Below are 15,671 nucleotides of genomic sequence, written 5' to 3'. Positions count from 1 at the left end.
CTGCTCCTATTTACAGGTTGTTCGGTTTTACTCCTCCTCCCAAAAACCGAGCATGAAGCGTGATAATCCTCCTCCCTATCACGCTTTCCAGATCAGCCCGCTGCACACCTCCTCCTCCCAGTGCAGCGGGCGTTCTTTTTTCCGGTATATTATATACATCTACTGATCCGAACCGGATAACTCCGACGGTTTTCCCTGTTCTTTTTTCTCTTGTGCAAGCAGGGACCATGCAGCGATGAACATTGCCGCAATCATGGGGCCGACGACGAAACCGTTGATGCCGATCAGCGATATGCCGCCCACCGTCGAAATCAGCACCACATAGTCGGGCATGCGCGTACCCTTGCCCACCAGCGGCGGGCGCAGCAGATTGTCGATCAGCCCGATCACCAGCACGCCGACAAGGATCAGTATGATGCCCCGGCTCCACTGTCCGCTGACAATAAACCAGACAGCCGCAGGTGCCCAGACCAATGCGGCGCCCACAGCAGGCAGCATGGAAAAAAACATCATCATCACACCCCACAAAAGTGCGGCTTCGATGCCAAGCAGCCAGAAAGCGACACCGCCGATCGTACCCTGTATGATTGCGATGATGATATTGCCCTTGACGGTCGCACGGATGACAGCCGTGAATTTCTCCAGGAACTGGCGCGTATAATCATCGCTGAGCGGAATGGCCTGCCGGATTCTCCTGCCCAGTTCCGCCCCGTCGCGAAACAGGAAGAACAGCAGATAGATCATGATGCCGAAGCCGATAAAGAACTGCAGCGTATTCTGTCCAAAGCTTACCAGGCGGCTTGCGAAAAGCTGGCTGCCCTGCAAGGCTGCGGACGAAATACGCGAGCGCCACTCGGCAAAATTGCCCAGTTCAAACCGGACCAGCCATTCTTCCAGCGTGTCGGGAAGTGCCGCCATAATGCGCGAAATATAGTTGTTGAGATCGAATTCCCGCGTGCTCAAGCGTTGATAAAGCGTGTTGCCTTCCTGAACCAGTGAGCCAAAAATTACCAGTGTCGGGAGGATGACGAGGCAAATGCACATGAGCACCGACAGCATGGCGGCAATATTGCGCCTGCCGCGCAGCAAAAGCACCAGCCGCTGTTGCACAGGATAGAATATGACAGCGAGAATCACGCCCCAAAGAACGGGGGAATAATAGGGAATGAGCAGCCATGCAAAGGCTATCGTGACCAGAGCCAAAAGGATGTAGAAGCTTACGCGCTCGACGGACATGGCATCTCATAGGTTGGAGCGAAGCGTTGAGGCGTAAACCTGCCCCGGATTCATTTCGCATTCAATAGTACGAATTCGGTGCTTTGGCCGAGCCATTGTGCATTTTCATAGAAACTTGAAAGCCAGCCCCGATATGAGCGCTCTGACATAGCGCTTTTTCTGGAAATAGCCATTAAGGGAAATGCGGTTGAGCGACATGGAATTTTTAGCATCTGAATGCCGCAGGACAGCGGGTTGCGTCGTTACAGCGGCAAGAAAACCGGCTTGTGCGACAGCTTTTGTTTCGCGCTCGCCGACTGCGGCACGCCACCCATAAGGATAGGCGAAGGATTTGGGACGATAGCCGCAATAATGCTCTATCGCTGCAATCGATCCCTGAATTTCGTGGCGAAGCCGGTCCTCGCTCACCCGAAGCAGATTGACATGCGAGAGCGTGTGCCCGCCAATATGAGCCAGGGGGTCCGCTGCCAGTTGCGATAATTCTGCTTGATCAAGCACCAGACCATCGACGATGGCCAACGGGTCGATATTGCATCGCCTTGCCAGTTCATCGATCCGCTGCACGGCGGCATCTTCATCAAAGGAGCGCACGAAGTCTGCCAGCCGGTCAAAGGCCCGAAACTTCCTTGCCTTCGTTTCCGTACCGAGCGTTTCGACGCCATTGCCGAAATCGAAATCGATGCGCTCTGCCTTTTCCAGCACCGCCTGGCAGGTTTCCCACCAGATCGTGCGCGTGCGCTTGACGAAGCCGATGGCCGGGAAAACCGTATAAGGTACGCCAAACCGTCTGAAAACCGGCGCTGCAAACTGTGCATTATTCCGAAAACCATCATCGAGTGTAAAGGCAACGAAGCGACGCTTGTCGTCCGCATCAGCCAGCAAAGCGGGCAAATCATGCAGATGCACAGGCGTCAGGCCTGCTTCGAGCACTGTTTGGATGGTTTCGGCCAAAAATTGCGGCGTTACCGACAGGATGGCATTGGGCTGGAACTGTGCGTCCGACTGCGGTCGCACATGATGCAACGTAAAAATCACGCCCCGCCCCGCAGCTGAAGGCAGGAGACAGTTCGCGCCAGAAAATGCAATCGCATTCAAACCGGCGCGTATGACCGAATATTTCACATTCCGTCTGATTGAATAGACCATTACCACCCCGGACTCAGCCTCCCTTCCGGGATAGGCTGTGAACGGGTGAATGCAAGTGCTTTTAAACCCTTTTAGCAGAAATGCTTAATGATTAGGGCCAGCCGCTACTTTGAAAGACAATCTTTCAGCGAAGCCGCCAGATTGCGGATCAGTTGCGGATAAAGATCGGGACCATCTTTGAGTTCCGCCCCCAGCGGGTCGAGAATACCGGTTTGCGCGTCCGTTCCTTCTATGACAGTCCGCACGAGCTTCGGCTCGAATTGGGGTTCCGAGAACACGCAGACCGCGCCCAGCGACTTGATCTTTTCGTGAATATCCTTGATGCGCGAAGCCCCCGGCGCTTTTTCAGGGCTGACCGTGATCGAACCTACCGCTTTCACGCCAAAACGGTTCTCAAAATACTGATAAGCATCGTGAAAAACAATGAAAGACTTGTCTTTCACCGGTGCAAGTTCCGCCTTTACATCCATAGTCAAGGCGTCGAGTTTTGTCGTATAGCTTTCCGCGTTCTTTTCGTAGCGCGCGGCGTTTTCGGGGTCGTTTTCACCCAGAACTTTGGCGATGTCGCCGACAAGGACCTTGCCATTCTGCGGATCGAGCCAGAAGTGCAGGTCATATTCGCCATGATGATGGTCATGTGCTTCATCCTGATGATTATGCCCGTCATTGTGAGCATGATCTTCATGCGAATGGCTTTCCGCCGCATGATCATGCGATTCAAAAGGACCGCCCTCGCGGAATTTGAGCTTGGTCAAGCCATCGACATCGCCAAGAGCCACCACTTGCGCGCCCTCACCCAGCGTATCGATCGGCTTGTCGAGGAAAGTTTCCATCGATGGCCCAGCCCAGAAAATAATTTTCGCATGTTCGAGCGCTTCCGCATCGGACGGCTTGAGACTATAAGCATGTCCCGATCCGGCACTCTGAACAATCAGCCTCGGCTCGCCCACGCCTTGCATGACTGCGGCAACAAGTGAATGCAGCGGCTTGATCGAAACCACGACCCCCTGCCGTTCGGCAGCAAGCGCTGAACCGGCAAAGGCGGCTGTGAGTGCGGAGGCGAGCAGTAAAGAACGAAAATATTTCATGCGGTCTCTCTTGACGTTATCTATATGGGAACGACATAACGATTGATATGTTATTTTATAACGTTATTGTTATGGTATAACGACTACATCAAGCCGAGGCAATCCCTTTTCCCGGAAAAAAACTGTCGGGCCGATAGACCGCGTAAAAGGACTCCGAATCGGCATATCGTCCGTTATTCTCGAAAGAAACATGAAAGCAGCGAAAGCTCGATTATGGCTCATAAGACCACTCCCTCCAATCATTCGGACCGGGAAATCCTCATTCAACTGGAAAATGCCGGCATTTATCGCGACGGGCGCTGGCTGGTGCGCAATGTCGACCTTGCGATGCATCGCAGCGAGATCGTGACGCTTATCGGCCCCAATGGCGCAGGCAAGAGCACCACGGCTAAAATGGCTTTACGCGTTCTCAAGCCTGATGAGGGCGCAATTCACCATAGGGCGGGCCTTCGCATCGGCTATGTACCGCAAAAGATCAATATCGACCGGACCCTGCCGCTTTCAGTGGAACGGCTCATGGCCCTGACAGGACGTTTGAGCAGAACCGACATCATGCAGGCGCTGGAGGCTGTTGGCATAGCGCATCTGCTCAAGGCCGAAGTCACCAATCTGTCGGGCGGCGAGTTCCAGCGCGCGCTTCTGGCCCGCGCCCTGGCACGCAAGCCGGATATCATGGTGCTTGATGAGCCGGTGCAGGGCGTCGATTTTTCCGGCGAGGCAGCGCTTTATGAACTCATCGCCCGGCTGCGCGACGAAACCGGCTGCGGTGTTCTTCTCATATCGCACGACCTGCATCTGGTCATGGCCGCGACAGATCGGGTCATCTGCCTCAATGGCCATGTCTGTTGCAGCGGATCGCCCCGCGACGTGACGGTCAGCCCCGAATATATGCGCCTGTTTGGCAGCCGCGCCGTAGGCCCGCTGGCTATTTACGAGCATCATCACGATCACACCCATCTACCTGATGGACGGGTAATGCATGCAGACGGCACCGTTACCGATCATTGCCACGCTGATGACGGCCATCACCATCATCATGAAGGGAACGCGCCCCATGCTTGACGATTTTTTCACACGCGCGCTTGTCGCAGGCGTAGGGCTGGCGCTGACCACAGGCCCGCTTGGCTGCTTTATCGTCTGGCGGCGCATGGCCTATTTCGGCGACACCATGGCGCATTCAGCGCTGCTGGGTGTGGCTTTGGCACTTATTTTCGACGTCAATCTGATGATCGGTGTTTTCGCCGTCGCTGTGGCGGTTTCCGCATTGCTGCTCCTGTTGCAGCGACGCCATACATTATCAGCCGATTCATTGCTGGGTATTCTTTCCCACGCCACACTATCGCTTGGACTGGTCATCGTCGCTTTCATGACATGGATACGCGTCGACCTGCTTTCTTTTCTTTTTGGCGATCTTCTGGCCGTGTCACGCGTGGATATCGCTTTCATCTATGGCGGCGGCGCACTGGTTCTTGCCGTACTCGCATGGCTGTGGCGACCGCTGCTTGCCGCGACCGTCAGCGAGGATATCGCCCGTGCGGAAGGACAGAACCCCGCCCTTTCCCGCATTGCCTTCATGCTTCTGCTGGCAATCGTAATCGCCATAGCCATGAAAATCGTCGGGATTCTTCTGATTACGTCGCTGCTTATCATTCCGGCTGCGACAGCGCGGCGCTTTGCCGCCACGCCGGAGCAGATGGCCGTTCTGGCCTCGTTGATCGGCGCTCTCGGTGTCATTGGCGGGCTTTATGGCTCCATCCATTTCGACACGCCATCAGGCCCGTCGATCGTAGTCGCCGCACTGGCTATTTTCATTTTGAGCCTCTTGCCTTTACATAGGGGTATGGGCGGAAAAGCGCGCGGCGGTTTTTCGCCCGTAATGAACACAGAACAAAGTGCAGAGGCTTCACCCAAACGGATCGCTGAACCCAAACGGACCGCTAAACAATGAGCAATCATCACCCTCATCAAGTATCTCAAGACCTGACGCGCAATCAGTCGCTCGTTTTTGACGCCCTGTCCAAAGCGGAGGGTCCGCTTAGCGCCTATACGATTCTCGATCAGCTCCGCGAGGACGGCTTCCGCGCGCCGCTGCAAGTCTATCGCGCACTGGACAAGCTGCTCGATTACGGGATGATTCATCGCCTCGAAAGCCTGAATGCCTTTGTCGCCTGCGCCCATCCGCAATGCCACCAGCATGGGCTCATCGCCTTTGCGATCTGTGAGCAATGCGGTCAGGTCACGGAATTCTCCGATCCGGCAATCGAGAATCTCGTCAGCGCCTGGGGCCTGCAAAACGGTTTCAAATCCAAAAAGACCACGCTGGAACTGCGCGGCCTGTGCGAAAAATGTGGAGAACACTAAAGTATGTCTCCCAAAAGTGGGCACCGGTTTTGGGTTAAAGACATGCGGAAAAGGTTTAAAGCGGTAACACTTACGAAAGCAAAGCGTGCTTAGAGCGGCTCCAGGTTTAATGGAACCGTCAGAATCGCTCCAAGCCTTTGTTTTGTCGCATTGCCCAGACGCAAAACCGTTTCATGCTTTTGCTGGAAATGCTCTAGACCTCTTTCAAGGAAATAGCAGGTGATTTTAGCATGGCACGCCACAAGCCGCCAAAGGACCGGCGCACGGAGGAAAGGCAGCGCACACGGCTGCGTTCAGGCAAGATTGTCAGCCTTGACGGACGCTTTATCATCGAGTGCCAGTTCAGCGACATAGCTCCTCATGGTGCAAAACTCAGAACCCTCGAAGCTTCCGGCGTGCCGGAGCGCTTCTGGCTTTTCGATGATTTTTATGTACGCGCCCTGCTCGCCCGCACTATCTGGCGCGACGGGTCAGAACTGGGAGTACGATTCACCACCGATCCATCAGTTCCACTGCTCGACGACGAGCGTTTACGCCAGCTTGCCGGGAAATATTATTCGTTATGAGCTGCTATCCGGATCATTGTCCGGTTGTTTTTGGGCTGCATCCGTCCGCACTCCATGACGCCTGTTCATCATACGGATTTCTTCCGCAGAAATATAGTTGAACTGCTCCACCAGCAGATCTTTGATGACCGGTTCGGGGAACCGCGCATTGATATCGGTGATTATCGAGGCGCGCACATCCTCGAAGCTCACTTTCTCAACCGCCTTCGCGTCCGAATAATTACCATAAAAGGTGCGGAATATCTCATCGCTGATGAAATATTCAAGCGGCACGGTAAGCTTCGCGTGTATCTTCGTATCGACCGTGTAGACCAGTTGCGCCACGATGTACCCCGCCACCACGCCTTTGGCGATAATCGGCACGCTCATGACATCGGTTTTCACATAATCCACGCCGCCAAAGCCGCCTGCCGACGCCGACGCCTCGCCCCATGACGAGGTGTTCTGGCGGGCGGCAAAATACAACGAGCCAAAAGCGACAGCGCATATCCACAGGCCTATGGCAATGATACGGATCATCGAGCGTGACCGAGCCTCGCGCTTTGCATGTTGTAGGTTCCGTCCGCTTCCTGCGTTTCAAGCGCGCCACGGATGAGATCGGCAAGCTCGCCGACCGCGCGCAAATGCAATTGCAGCGCTTCGCAGTTCTTTTCAAGCTTGTGCTTCAATCCATCGAGCAAGGGTTGCAATCCCTTCATTGCTGAAGGTTCCGCAAAGCTGGCTGCCTTCTTGATCGCCTTGTTGAAATCATAAAGGCCGCGGCTTTTACGCGAATTGATTTCAACCAGATCCGGATTTCCGCCTTCGAGCAGAAGGCGCGTTTCCGTGTCGATAACGTCCTCAAGACGTTGGATCGCCCGCAGGACCGGTCGGAGCGCCGGTTCCTGTTCCAGCTTCTGAGCCGGGTCGATAGCCTCGATGACTGCCGGGATTTCGGGCAGAAGGCTGATTTCGGAGCTTGTATCGGTCATTATCAGGTTCCTCGATTATACCTGTCAGTACGCATCGTCAGCTATACGCGTCCGTACTGTTGTTATCTTCCAGTTGTTGCCGAATGAGCTTTCGTTCGAAGCCATGGACGATATCCTTCGAAACCGTATTTTCGCTCGCTCCGTTCCCCAGACTGGTCATTATATCTCCCAAAGCGACAGTGGCTGGCGCGTCAGCCCCCTTGTTTCGCGCCGCCTGTTCTTCGAGCATTCTGGCAACCCCGACACCGCCGGTATCCGCCATTTTATTCGCCATGGCTTCCGCCATCATCGATTTCCAGTATTCGCCAGAAATACCTTTGCCAAAGGTTGCAGTCGTATCACTGGTGAACATCGACTGAACGAAGGACTGCAACATGAAGGCCTCAAACTTACGATAGGCTGGATTGGCTGCGTTACCGCCATCCGGCCTGACGCTGACACCTGCCGCCAGACTTTCGGAAAAACTGGCGAAGTTATCCCTTGTCAGTCCAGTGGCTGCACCCGCTACAACCGTGCCGCCCGATATCGATTTCAGACGCTCCGCCGCCACGCGATAGGCTTGCGGATCGGCCGCCCGGGCTACGTCCATCACCAGATCTGACGGCGGATTGATCGCCATTCACTTCGTTCCTTTTCATCTCTTGATTGCACAATAACGGATCAAACTTGACTGAAGCTTGTGATCTTACAGCTTCATTTTGCATACGATTTTAAGTCGAAGCAGCTGATCGGAAGATTCTCTATTTCTCTAATATATTGTTTCTAATATCTTTTTTAAAATTGTGCCGCGCCTGTGCCTAGGATGCAGAGTTTTTCCGGCTAACAAATTCTTCTATAAGGCCCGCCAGTTCTTGCCTTTCGCGGTCATTGTGCATTGTTTTCAACCTGCCTTCGAGCAATTCCACGCGGCGCTGTTCTTTCAAAAGCGCGCCGCGCTCCGATTCGAGTCTTTGCTCTATATGTTGCGCTTCCGTTGCGTTCATCCCAAGCCGCTTGATGAGAAGCGAAGGATCAATAGCGAAAGCGGCACCATCGTAGCGCCGATCCTGCATGCCAAGAAGCGCCTCGCGCTCCTCGTCCAGCACCGCCTTGCGAATATTCGTTGAGGCGAGTGCCGATTCGAGCCGAGCTGAGCCGAGCTTTTGCAGCTCGATCAGTTTCTTCAAATTACGGACGTTCGGTTGGGCCATAGGAACCTCAGAACAGATTGTGTATCTGCGTTGCCGTTTCACCAATAAAAAAGCGCAGCAATTCCGGCAGGATGAAATAAATCACCAGGAGTCCGCCACCCAACACAAACGGCATCGACACGAAATAAATCGGAATGGTTGGTGTCAGCTTGTTGACCAGACCAATGGCGAAATTGACCAGAATAGCAAAAACGATGAATGGTGCGGCGATGCGCAAGGTCGCAAGAAAAGCAGCAGAAAGCGCATCGGCGAAATCGATCATGGCGGCATCGGGCCGAAACCGCCCGTCCAGCGGTATCGCCGCATAGGAAGTGAGCAAGGCGCGCAGGATTTCCAGATGCAAATCAGAAACGAAGAACAGCAGCAGCGCCCCGAATGTCACGATGGTTGCAAGCGTCGCCTGCGGCTCGGTTTCGGTAATGGCATCGGCTGGCGCCCCCGAATAACCGACCGCCATCGCCATCATATTGGCCATGAATTGCAAGGCCCAGAAATAGATTTGCGCCAATATGCCGATCATGGCGCCGATAAACATCTCGCTCGCCATCAACCGGAAAAGCGTCCATGGCTGCCCCTCATCGATGACCGGCGCAATCCCCTGTATCACCATCGGCAGCACGGCGAACGAACAGGCGAGCGCGATAAACAACCGCACCTGCAAGGGTATGCGTGCGCTCGACAGGCCCGGCATCAGCATCAGGCAGGCGCCGACGCGGCAGATCGCCAGCATGGCGGCGAACACGATATCGTTGAGCGGCAATTGCGCGATGGGCAATCCGGGTCATCCCCTCACTATGAAATAGCGCCGAGCGACTTCACCTCGACGCCGCGCGCGATTTCGACATGCGAAAGCACCGGCAGAGTGGCGAAAAGACGTTCGATAATCATGCGGATATAAGGCCGGGCTTCCGGAGAGGAAACGAGAACGAACCGTTCGCCATTATCGAAATGCTGGCGGATTGCATTCGTTGCCTCGGTGCCGAATTGCTCAAGCAGGCGCGGATCGATATCGAATTCGACGATCTCGCCCTTGCCGTCCCGCTTGAGGCTCTGGTGGAACACCAGATCCCACCGATTGCCGAGGCGCAGCACATTCAGCACGCCGTTTTCCGAAAGATCGCCGCATATTTGTTGCGCCATGCGCATGCGCACATGCTCGACGACCATTTCCGGCCTCCGCACCAGAGGGGCGACTTCTGCAATGGCTTCAAGGATCAGATGCAGGTTGCGGATGGAGACACGCTCCGCCAGAAGCAGTTTCAGCACGGCCTGCATGCCTGAATAGGAGATATGCGCGGGACAAATGTCTTCCAGAAGCTTGCGATATTCCGGGCCGAGACGATCGAGAAGAATACGCATATCCTTATAGGAAAGAAGCTGCGCCAGATTATTACGTACGATTTCGCTTAAATGCGTGAGCAGAACCGACAGATTGTCGACGGTCATATAGCCGTCGCGGCGAAGATCGGCAGCGAAGGTTTCCGGCACCGAATAGGCGCGCATGCCGAAGGCCGGTTCGCGCACTTCCTCGCCTGGAATTGCCGGTATCGGGCGTTCGCCCAGCACAACAAGAATTTCCCCGACGCGCAATTCATGGCTTGCCACGGCGGTGCCGTGTATCTTGATGCGATAGCTCTTTGGCGGCAGCGAAATATCGTCCGTCACCTTGATTTCGGGAATGACAAAACCGTATTCCTGCGCGAATTTGCGGCGCATCTTGTTGACGCGGTGCGCAAGCTCCTGCTGCGAGGCGATAAGACGCGCCGAAAGCTGCTTACCCAGACACAGTTCGATCTGCGCAGTCTCAAGCGACGCCTTGACAGAATTACGCTCCTGGTCCGCCGCATCGCGCTGCTTCGCTTCTTCCGCTGCCACTTCCGTCGCCCGCTGGCGCGCCTGGCGGCGCGGCACCGCGATACCGACGAAGGCCATAGCACCGCCGAGCAGGAAGAACGGAAGCGCCGGAAGTCCCGGCATGATACCCAGAACGAACATGAGGAATGCAGCGATGAGAAGCGCCTTCGGATAAGCGCCAAGCTGCCCGAAGATCGCCTGATCGGCGGAACCGCGCGTGCCGCCCTTGGATACCAGAAGACCGGCAGCCAGCGAGACGATCAAGGCCGGGATCTGGGTGACGAGGCCGTCACCGACCGATAGTTTGGTGAAAATATCGGCGGCTTGCGAAATATCCATGCCATGGCGGGTGACGCCGATAATGATGCCGCCGAAAATATTGACCGCAGTAATGATAAGGCCCGCAATTGCGTCGCCGCGCACGAATTTCGAAGCGCCGTCCATCGAACCGAAGAAGGAGCTTTCTTCCTCCAGTTCGCTGCGGCGATGCTGCGCCTGCTTCTCGTCGATCAGGCCCGACGAAAGATCAGCATCAATCGCCATCTGTTTTCCCGGAATAGCGTCAAGCGTGAAGCGTGCGCCCACTTCCGCGATACGGGTCGCGCCCTTGGTGATGACGAGAAAATTGACGATGATGAGGATGGTGAAAACGACAAGCCCGATGACGAAATCGCCGCCCATCACGAATTGCGAAAAACCATGGATAACATGACCGGCGGCGAGATAGCCTTCATTGCCATGGGTGAGAATCACGCGCGTCGTCGCGATGTTGAGCGACAGGCGCATCATCGTCGCGATAAGCAACACAGTCGGAAAGGCGGAGAAATCGAGCGGCCGCTGAATCCAAAGCGAAACCATCAGGATAAGGACGGAGAATGCAATCGAAAATGCAAGTCCAATATCGAGAACAACGGCTGGAACCGGCAGGAAAAGCACCGTCAAAATGATAACAATGCCCGCCGCGAGGCCGAGATCGCTGCCGGTCAGAAGTCCGCTTTTCACGAAAGGCTTGGCTGTTGCCTGCTGCAAGTCCGTCTCCCGAAGCGGCCTGTCATTTCACAGAAACGCCGCTCTATCGTTAGTTTCGAGTATTGGGGACGGATATTAGACTGCGAAGCTTGCGCGAAGGGTTCGTATCAGAAGCCCTTCTCGATGCGCGAATAGGCAAGAAGCGTGAAGGAATTGATCTGTGCGCCGACGAAAGGCGCAGTGAAGGCGAGCACGACAAAAATGACGATGATCTTCGGCACGAAAGTCAGCGTCATTTCCTGAATCTGCGTCAGCGCCTGAAATAGCGCGATGCCGATGCCCGCAAGCATGGCGGCCAATACGGCGGGACCGCTGGCCATAAGCACGGTCCAGATGGCCGAATTTATCATGTCGAGCGCGTCGGCCTCGTTCACAGACGTATCCTCAACTGATCTTGACACCTTCACCGATCAGCATCGTCTTGCCGTTGTCGAGTTCGGCCAACATGCCCGACTGCTGTATAGTCACGGATTTGACAACGCCGGTAACACTGCCATCCGCATTTGTCAGCGTGCGCCCGATCCAGCCTTCCGCTTGCGTCAGCGACGAATTGGCGATCAGCCTTTCAAGCTTGGCGTTCATCTGCACCGATTGCTCGACATTGGAGAATGTCGCAAGCTGCGCAACATATTGCGTGGCGTCCATCGGCTCCGTCGGATCCTGGTTCTTCATCTGGGCGACGAGAAGCTTGAGAAACGAATCGTAATCGACATTCGCTTTCGCCGCTGCCGCGCTGGCGCCGGATGCGTCCCTCGTCGTATTGGCGGTTGCAGCAGTGCCGCCTACCATGGATGTTGTGCTCACAGGCTAGCCTCCGTAGTATTGTGAGATTTGATGACAGGCAGGGCCACGCCGCGATCGCCCATCAGTTCGGCCTCGCGCGGATACAGTGCCCGTATCATCTTGAGCGCCTCGAAGACTCGCCCGGAATGCACGAGTTCATCGACGATCTTGAGGGCATTGAGAATTTCCGCATCGGAAAAAGCGGAGAACATACCCTTCAGCATTTTCATGAAAGTGCTTCTGGCCTGCTCGCGCATCGCCGGCTCGATGAGCATCATCTGTGCTGCAAAGTAGAGCTGGCGCAAAGGGGTCGTCGTGTCTTCTGGCTGTAGAACATGGTTCTCCAGCAGAAAGGTCGCATCATTCAAAAGTTCGAGAGATACTTTCCGGTCGGCCTTCAGGACAGCGCCGTTGATGTAAATCTTCTCGCCCGCGCGAAGAGACAAACGCATGGCTGGCTTGCTGCTTCCCACCATATCACAGGCCGTCCCGGATGGACTGGGTGATCTCGATCAATGTATCGTAATCATCGCTCTCGCCCTGGCGTATGCGCTCCACCTCTTTCAATATGAAAATGCCGACCGAAATGATGGCCGCCTTGAGTTCTTTCGGCAGCGCATTTTCCTGTGATCCCAGATCATCGATCATGGCCGTCCAGAGCCTGGTTGTATAATAGGCCGCGTCGATCCCCTCGCGCGAGTCCGATCCATTTATCTTTGCAGCAGCGAGCATATCGATCGAGCGGTCGAAAAGCATCCGCTCGCGTTCCTTGGCGCTCGCCATATCGTCCGTCATGACATCTTGATAGCGCAACTGGTACATGAAGTCTCCGCTTTCCGGCACCACGCACACGGATAGCCTCATGCTACCGTCGTCGCGCCGTTTCATCATCGGGGCGGATGGTCGCCCCCTGTCTCGCAAAACTATCTAAGATAGTTGAGCAGGCTCATATTCTGTAGCTGAACCGTCAGCGCATAAGACGTTTCCATCTGCGTCATCAACGCATTGACGCGCGTCGCCGCCTCATATGGATCGACTTCTTCAAGATTGAGCACCGACTGGTTCAGGATTTTCTGCTGCGTCGCGATCCGGGTCGTAGCATCGCTCGTGCGCGACTGAACGAGACCGAGCGTCGTCTGTTCTGCGGTGATCTGCGTGATCGCCTGCGTCGTCGTCTGAACCGCATGGCCGGTCAAAGCTCCAAATGCCGAGCTGTTCAAACCGATGGTGGCAAATTCGGCCATCATCGCAAACGACATCGCGGCTTTACGGAAGCCATCCGCATTAGCGCTGATGGAAGTAGCCGCCGTTTCGGTAGGCGAAATGCGGCTTTTGATGACCGTATCGGATGCATTCGACCAGTTGGCGCTCCAGTTCGCATCGTTGAACTCATCGGTGAAATCCCCTTCGAGGAAGGCTTTCATCTCGTCACCGGTGATATTCGCCACTTGCGGATCATCGATCCCAAAGCCAAAATGGCCCTGAAAAGCATTCCGAAGTGCTGTCTGGGCGGCACTGCCTTGCGTATAATCGGCAACCGGCTTCACATCGGTATTCACGCCCGCGAAAATATACTGGCCATTATAGCTGCTGTTGAGAAGACCGGTCACGGAATTGAGCATCGATTGAGCCGACTTCGCAATAGTGGCCATACTTTCAGCAGTATTGTTGGCGCCGGCCAGATTGCCCAGAAAATCCTGCGTGTTTTCGATAATCGCGCTCGCGGCGGCCTGCGTCGTCGACATGTGCTGCTGGACCAGCTTGTTCATGTCGGTCAGAACGGTGAGACGATCATATTCCTTGCGAAGCGAAATGGTTTGGCCCGACCTGGAACCAAGTGAAAGCCCCACATCGAAAACCGTGCCGGTCGTCGCTTCCTGCTGGGCCTTGACAAGCTCTGCCTTGGTCTTTGCGACGAGAGCCTTGAGGGCGGAAGCCGAACCATAAGTGGAAACTGATTGCGCTTTCATGGGCCTCACACCGCGTTGAGCAAGTCATCAAGCATGGCATTGATGGTCGTCAACACCCGGCTTGATGCTTGATAGGAATGTTCAAGATCGAGAAGCAGCGCCATTTCAGTGTCCATATTGACACCATTGGCGTTGGAAAGTGCCTGGTCGGCCTGCACGGCGACCGTCTGATTATAGGAGAAATTGCTGCTGGCGACCTGTCGTTTGCCTTCGAGCCAGCTCACCGAAGAAGCACTGTAATCAAGAAGATTAACATTGGAAGCAAGCCCCGCCACCGAAGCAAAATTCATGGGCGTCGAAAAAGCGTCGTTCAGCGCGCGCAAACGGTCGCTGAAACCACCCGCATTCTCCGTATTATAGCTGTAGTGCAAACCGTCGCGCAGGAGAAGCGAACTGCCACCCTCCGTTGCCACGAAGGCCGCAGACACATTAATTGTACCTGCGATCCCCGAAGATGGACCTGCGACCGGAACGACCGGCGAGCCGGAATAGCTGAACAATCCTGTCATATCCGGCCCCACGCCTGCCGGGTCGCTTTCCGCGAACATATTCACCAGCCCGCGCGCAATCTCGTCGAGCTGCATCTGGTATTGCGGCGCAGTCTGGTCGCGTAATTGCAGAAGGCCGCTCAGGCGTCCCGTACCATATGGCTGGTCGAACGTATCATGGGTAAGCGACATGCCGTCCACCAGTACAGGATTGCCAGCAATGCCTGCGGCCAGCCCGCCGGAAGGCTGGAAGCTGACCGGGCGCGCCACGGTCTCGAAAAGCGTGACGCCGTTCTCGGCGAATATGATCATATCATTATCGCCGCGCACCATGGTGGTGATGCCAATTTCGCCGGAGAGCTGCTTGAGCAGCGCATCGCGCTGATCCAGATAATCCGAAACATCGCTGCCCGAGCGCGTCCCATTGATGATTTGCTGGTTGACCTTCTCGAACTTCGACAGAACATCATTGATATTGGCGACAGAACCCGCAATCTGATTGTCCGCATCGTCACGCAGGGCCTGTACCTGCTTCGTGCCCGCATTGAGCGCATTGGCCAGGGCATCGGCTTTTGAAACAATGCTGTCACCAAGAGACGCATTCGACGGCGTCGCGGCGAAGGTCTGAAGCGCGTCACGCAGGTCGCCGATCAGCCCTGATGGCGAAGCGGAATAGTTATCCGCCGAATAGAGCGACGAAAGCCGGTCCAGTCCGCCGGCCAGAATGGACGAAGAGGATGCGACGCTGTTTGCCTGTATATAGCGATTGAACAACGCCTCATCGGCAGAGCGGCTGATGCCGACATAAAGGGAACCGTAAGGCCCCGATGTAAGCGAGGCAGTACGCCGCGAATAATTGGGATCATTGACCCCCGCAATATTGCGAGAGACAACCGACGTCTGCTTGGACGTTGCCGTAAGCGAGCTTTTGGCCGTCAAGAGAGCAGAACTAAGAGACATCTTTACCCACCTTCGGATCGTCATTGTTG

At 55.3% G+C, this 15,671-nt stretch carries 19 protein-coding genes; 4 read left to right on the top strand and 15 right to left on the bottom strand.

Annotation, left to right across the window (positions count from 1 at the left end; translation table 11 throughout):
- Positions 1–159: 159 nt before the first annotated feature.
- The 3 genes from KUG47_RS12760 to znuA all read right to left on the bottom strand — a co-directional run bounded on the left by KUG47_RS12760 (position 160) and on the right by znuA (position 3,470).
- On the bottom strand, positions 160–1,236 hold the full coding sequence (locus tag KUG47_RS12760; protein WP_217678353.1) for an AI-2E family transporter: 1,077 nt from the start codon (positions 1,234–1,236) through the stop codon (positions 160–162).
- A 105-nt stretch (positions 1,237–1,341) separates the two neighbouring features.
- On the bottom strand, positions 1,342–2,271 hold the full coding sequence (locus KUG47_RS12755) for a polysaccharide deacetylase family protein (protein WP_340162807.1): 930 nt from the start codon (positions 2,269–2,271) through the stop codon (positions 1,342–1,344).
- Between the two features lie 215 nt (positions 2,272–2,486).
- On the bottom strand, positions 2,487–3,470 hold the full coding sequence (gene znuA, locus KUG47_RS12750) for a zinc ABC transporter substrate-binding protein ZnuA (RefSeq protein WP_217678351.1): 984 nt from the start codon (positions 3,468–3,470) through the stop codon (positions 2,487–2,489).
- 213 nt (positions 3,471–3,683) lie between these two features.
- Between znuA and KUG47_RS12745 the strand changes: the two genes are divergently transcribed.
- From KUG47_RS12745 to KUG47_RS12730, 4 genes are all read left to right on the top strand, one after another.
- On the top strand, positions 3,684–4,532 hold the full coding sequence (locus KUG47_RS12745) for an ATP-binding cassette domain-containing protein (RefSeq protein WP_217678350.1): 849 nt from the start codon (positions 3,684–3,686) through the stop codon (positions 4,530–4,532).
- Entirely contained in the window at positions 4,486–5,418 is a 933-nt protein-coding gene (gene znuB, locus KUG47_RS12740; protein ID WP_422718091.1) for a zinc ABC transporter permease subunit ZnuB, read from the top strand. The genes KUG47_RS12745 and znuB overlap by 47 nt, the downstream gene beginning before the upstream one ends.
- Positions 5,415–5,831: a Fur family transcriptional regulator gene (locus tag KUG47_RS12735; protein ID WP_217678349.1), complete on the top strand. Its 417-nt coding sequence runs from the start codon at positions 5,415–5,417 to the stop codon at positions 5,829–5,831. Before znuB ends, KUG47_RS12735 begins: the two co-directional genes overlap by 4 nt.
- Before the next feature lie 230 nt (positions 5,832–6,061).
- Complete coding sequence (locus KUG47_RS12730) at positions 6,062–6,397, top strand: PilZ domain-containing protein (protein WP_217678348.1); 336 nt, start codon at positions 6,062–6,064, stop codon at positions 6,395–6,397.
- Here KUG47_RS12730 and KUG47_RS12725 read toward each other — a convergent pair.
- The 12 genes from KUG47_RS12725 to flgK form a co-directional block, all read right to left on the bottom strand.
- Positions 6,392–6,916 carry a hypothetical protein gene (locus KUG47_RS12725; RefSeq protein WP_254799546.1) on the bottom strand — a complete coding sequence of 175 codons (525 nt, stop codon included), beginning with the start codon at positions 6,914–6,916 and terminating at the stop codon, positions 6,392–6,394. The genes KUG47_RS12730 and KUG47_RS12725 overlap by 6 nt on opposite strands.
- Positions 6,913–7,368, bottom strand: coding sequence for a flagellar protein FlgN (locus KUG47_RS12720; protein WP_217678347.1), 456 nt, complete (start codon positions 7,366–7,368; stop codon positions 6,913–6,915). Before KUG47_RS12720 ends, KUG47_RS12725 begins: the two co-directional genes overlap by 4 nt.
- A gap of 37 nt (positions 7,369–7,405) precedes the next feature.
- The gene (locus KUG47_RS12715; RefSeq protein WP_217678346.1) at positions 7,406–7,987 is read right to left on the bottom strand and encodes a rod-binding protein; all 582 of its coding nucleotides are present in this window, start codon (positions 7,985–7,987) and stop codon (positions 7,406–7,408) included.
- 178 nt (positions 7,988–8,165) lie between these two features.
- The gene (locus KUG47_RS12710; protein WP_217678345.1) at positions 8,166–8,558 is read right to left on the bottom strand and encodes a hypothetical protein; all 393 of its coding nucleotides are present in this window, start codon (positions 8,556–8,558) and stop codon (positions 8,166–8,168) included.
- Between the two features lie 7 nt (positions 8,559–8,565).
- The gene (fliR, locus tag KUG47_RS12705; RefSeq protein WP_217678344.1) at positions 8,566–9,333 is read right to left on the bottom strand and encodes a flagellar biosynthetic protein FliR; all 768 of its coding nucleotides are present in this window, start codon (positions 9,331–9,333) and stop codon (positions 8,566–8,568) included.
- Positions 9,334–9,350: 17 nt separating this feature from the next.
- Positions 9,351–11,441, bottom strand: coding sequence for a flagellar biosynthesis protein FlhA (flhA, locus tag KUG47_RS12700; RefSeq protein WP_217678343.1), 2,091 nt, complete (start codon positions 11,439–11,441; stop codon positions 9,351–9,353).
- Positions 11,442–11,548: 107 nt separating this feature from the next.
- The gene (gene fliQ / locus KUG47_RS12695) at positions 11,549–11,815 is read right to left on the bottom strand and encodes a flagellar biosynthesis protein FliQ (protein WP_109706615.1); all 267 of its coding nucleotides are present in this window, start codon (positions 11,813–11,815) and stop codon (positions 11,549–11,551) included.
- Between the two features lie 10 nt (positions 11,816–11,825).
- Positions 11,826–12,245 carry a flagellar hook assembly protein FlgD gene (gene flgD / locus KUG47_RS12690; RefSeq protein ID WP_217678342.1) on the bottom strand — a complete coding sequence of 140 codons (420 nt, stop codon included), beginning with the start codon at positions 12,243–12,245 and terminating at the stop codon, positions 11,826–11,828.
- Positions 12,242–12,700 (bottom strand): flagellar biosynthesis repressor FlbT, encoded by a 459-nt coding sequence (gene flbT, locus KUG47_RS12685; RefSeq protein ID WP_217678341.1) that lies wholly within the window; start codon positions 12,698–12,700, stop codon positions 12,242–12,244. Before flbT ends, flgD begins: the two co-directional genes overlap by 4 nt.
- Before the next feature lies 1 nt (position 12,701).
- Positions 12,702–13,046 carry a flagellar biosynthesis regulator FlaF gene (gene flaF / locus KUG47_RS12680; protein WP_217678340.1) on the bottom strand — a complete coding sequence of 115 codons (345 nt, stop codon included), beginning with the start codon at positions 13,044–13,046 and terminating at the stop codon, positions 12,702–12,704.
- A gap of 101 nt (positions 13,047–13,147) precedes the next feature.
- A complete protein-coding gene (locus tag KUG47_RS12675; RefSeq protein ID WP_217678339.1) occupies positions 13,148–14,194 on the bottom strand; it encodes a flagellar hook-associated family protein in 1,047 nt (348 codons plus the stop codon).
- 5 nt (positions 14,195–14,199) lie between these two features.
- Complete coding sequence (gene flgK, locus KUG47_RS12670; protein ID WP_217678338.1) at positions 14,200–15,642, bottom strand: flagellar hook-associated protein FlgK; 1,443 nt, start codon at positions 15,640–15,642, stop codon at positions 14,200–14,202.
- Positions 15,643–15,671 lie beyond the last annotated feature (29 nt).

It is taken from the genome of Falsochrobactrum tianjinense (genome assembly GCF_019100495.1).
Taxonomy (GTDB): Bacteria; Pseudomonadota; Alphaproteobacteria; order Rhizobiales; family Rhizobiaceae; genus Brucella; species Brucella tianjinense.
This window is presented reverse-complemented; position numbering and strand designations above follow the sequence as displayed.

Excerpts from the sequence above, each read along its gene's own strand:
- KUG47_RS12735 (WP_217678349.1), top strand. The coding sequence starts at position 5,415 with ATGAGCAATCATCACCCTCATCAAGTATCTCAAGACCTGACGCGCAAT.
- KUG47_RS12730 (WP_217678348.1), top strand. The coding sequence starts at position 6,062 with ATGGCACGCCACAAGCCGCCAAAGGACCGGCGCACGGAGGAAAGGCAG.
- KUG47_RS12745 (WP_217678350.1), top strand. The coding sequence starts at position 3,684 with ATGGCTCATAAGACCACTCCCTCCAATCATTCGGACCGGGAAATCCTC.
- znuA (WP_217678351.1), bottom strand. The coding sequence starts at position 3,470 with ATGAAATATTTTCGTTCTTTACTGCTCGCCTCCGCACTCACAGCCGCC.
- KUG47_RS12725 (WP_254799546.1), bottom strand. The coding sequence starts at position 6,916 with ATGATCCGTATCATTGCCATAGGCCTGTGGATATGCGCTGTCGCTTTT.
- KUG47_RS12710 (WP_217678345.1), bottom strand. The coding sequence starts at position 8,558 with ATGGCCCAACCGAACGTCCGTAATTTGAAGAAACTGATCGAGCTGCAA.
- KUG47_RS12715 (WP_217678346.1), bottom strand. The coding sequence starts at position 7,987 with ATGGCGATCAATCCGCCGTCAGATCTGGTGATGGACGTAGCCCGGGCG.
- KUG47_RS12675 (WP_217678339.1), bottom strand. The coding sequence starts at position 14,194 with ATGAAAGCGCAATCAGTTTCCACTTATGGTTCGGCTTCCGCCCTCAAG.
- KUG47_RS12760 (WP_217678353.1), bottom strand. The coding sequence starts at position 1,236 with ATGTCCGTCGAGCGCGTAAGCTTCTACATCCTTTTGGCTCTGGTCACG.
- KUG47_RS12720 (WP_217678347.1), bottom strand. The coding sequence starts at position 7,368 with ATGACCGATACAAGCTCCGAAATCAGCCTTCTGCCCGAAATCCCGGCA.
- flaF (WP_217678340.1), bottom strand. The coding sequence starts at position 13,046 with ATGTACCAGTTGCGCTATCAAGATGTCATGACGGACGATATGGCGAGC.
- flgK (WP_217678338.1), bottom strand. The coding sequence starts at position 15,642 with ATGTCTCTTAGTTCTGCTCTCTTGACGGCCAAAAGCTCGCTTACGGCA.
- znuB (WP_422718091.1), top strand. The coding sequence starts at position 4,486 with ATGACGGCCATCACCATCATCATGAAGGGAACGCGCCCCATGCTTGAC.
- flbT (WP_217678341.1), bottom strand. The coding sequence starts at position 12,700 with ATGGTGGGAAGCAGCAAGCCAGCCATGCGTTTGTCTCTTCGCGCGGGC.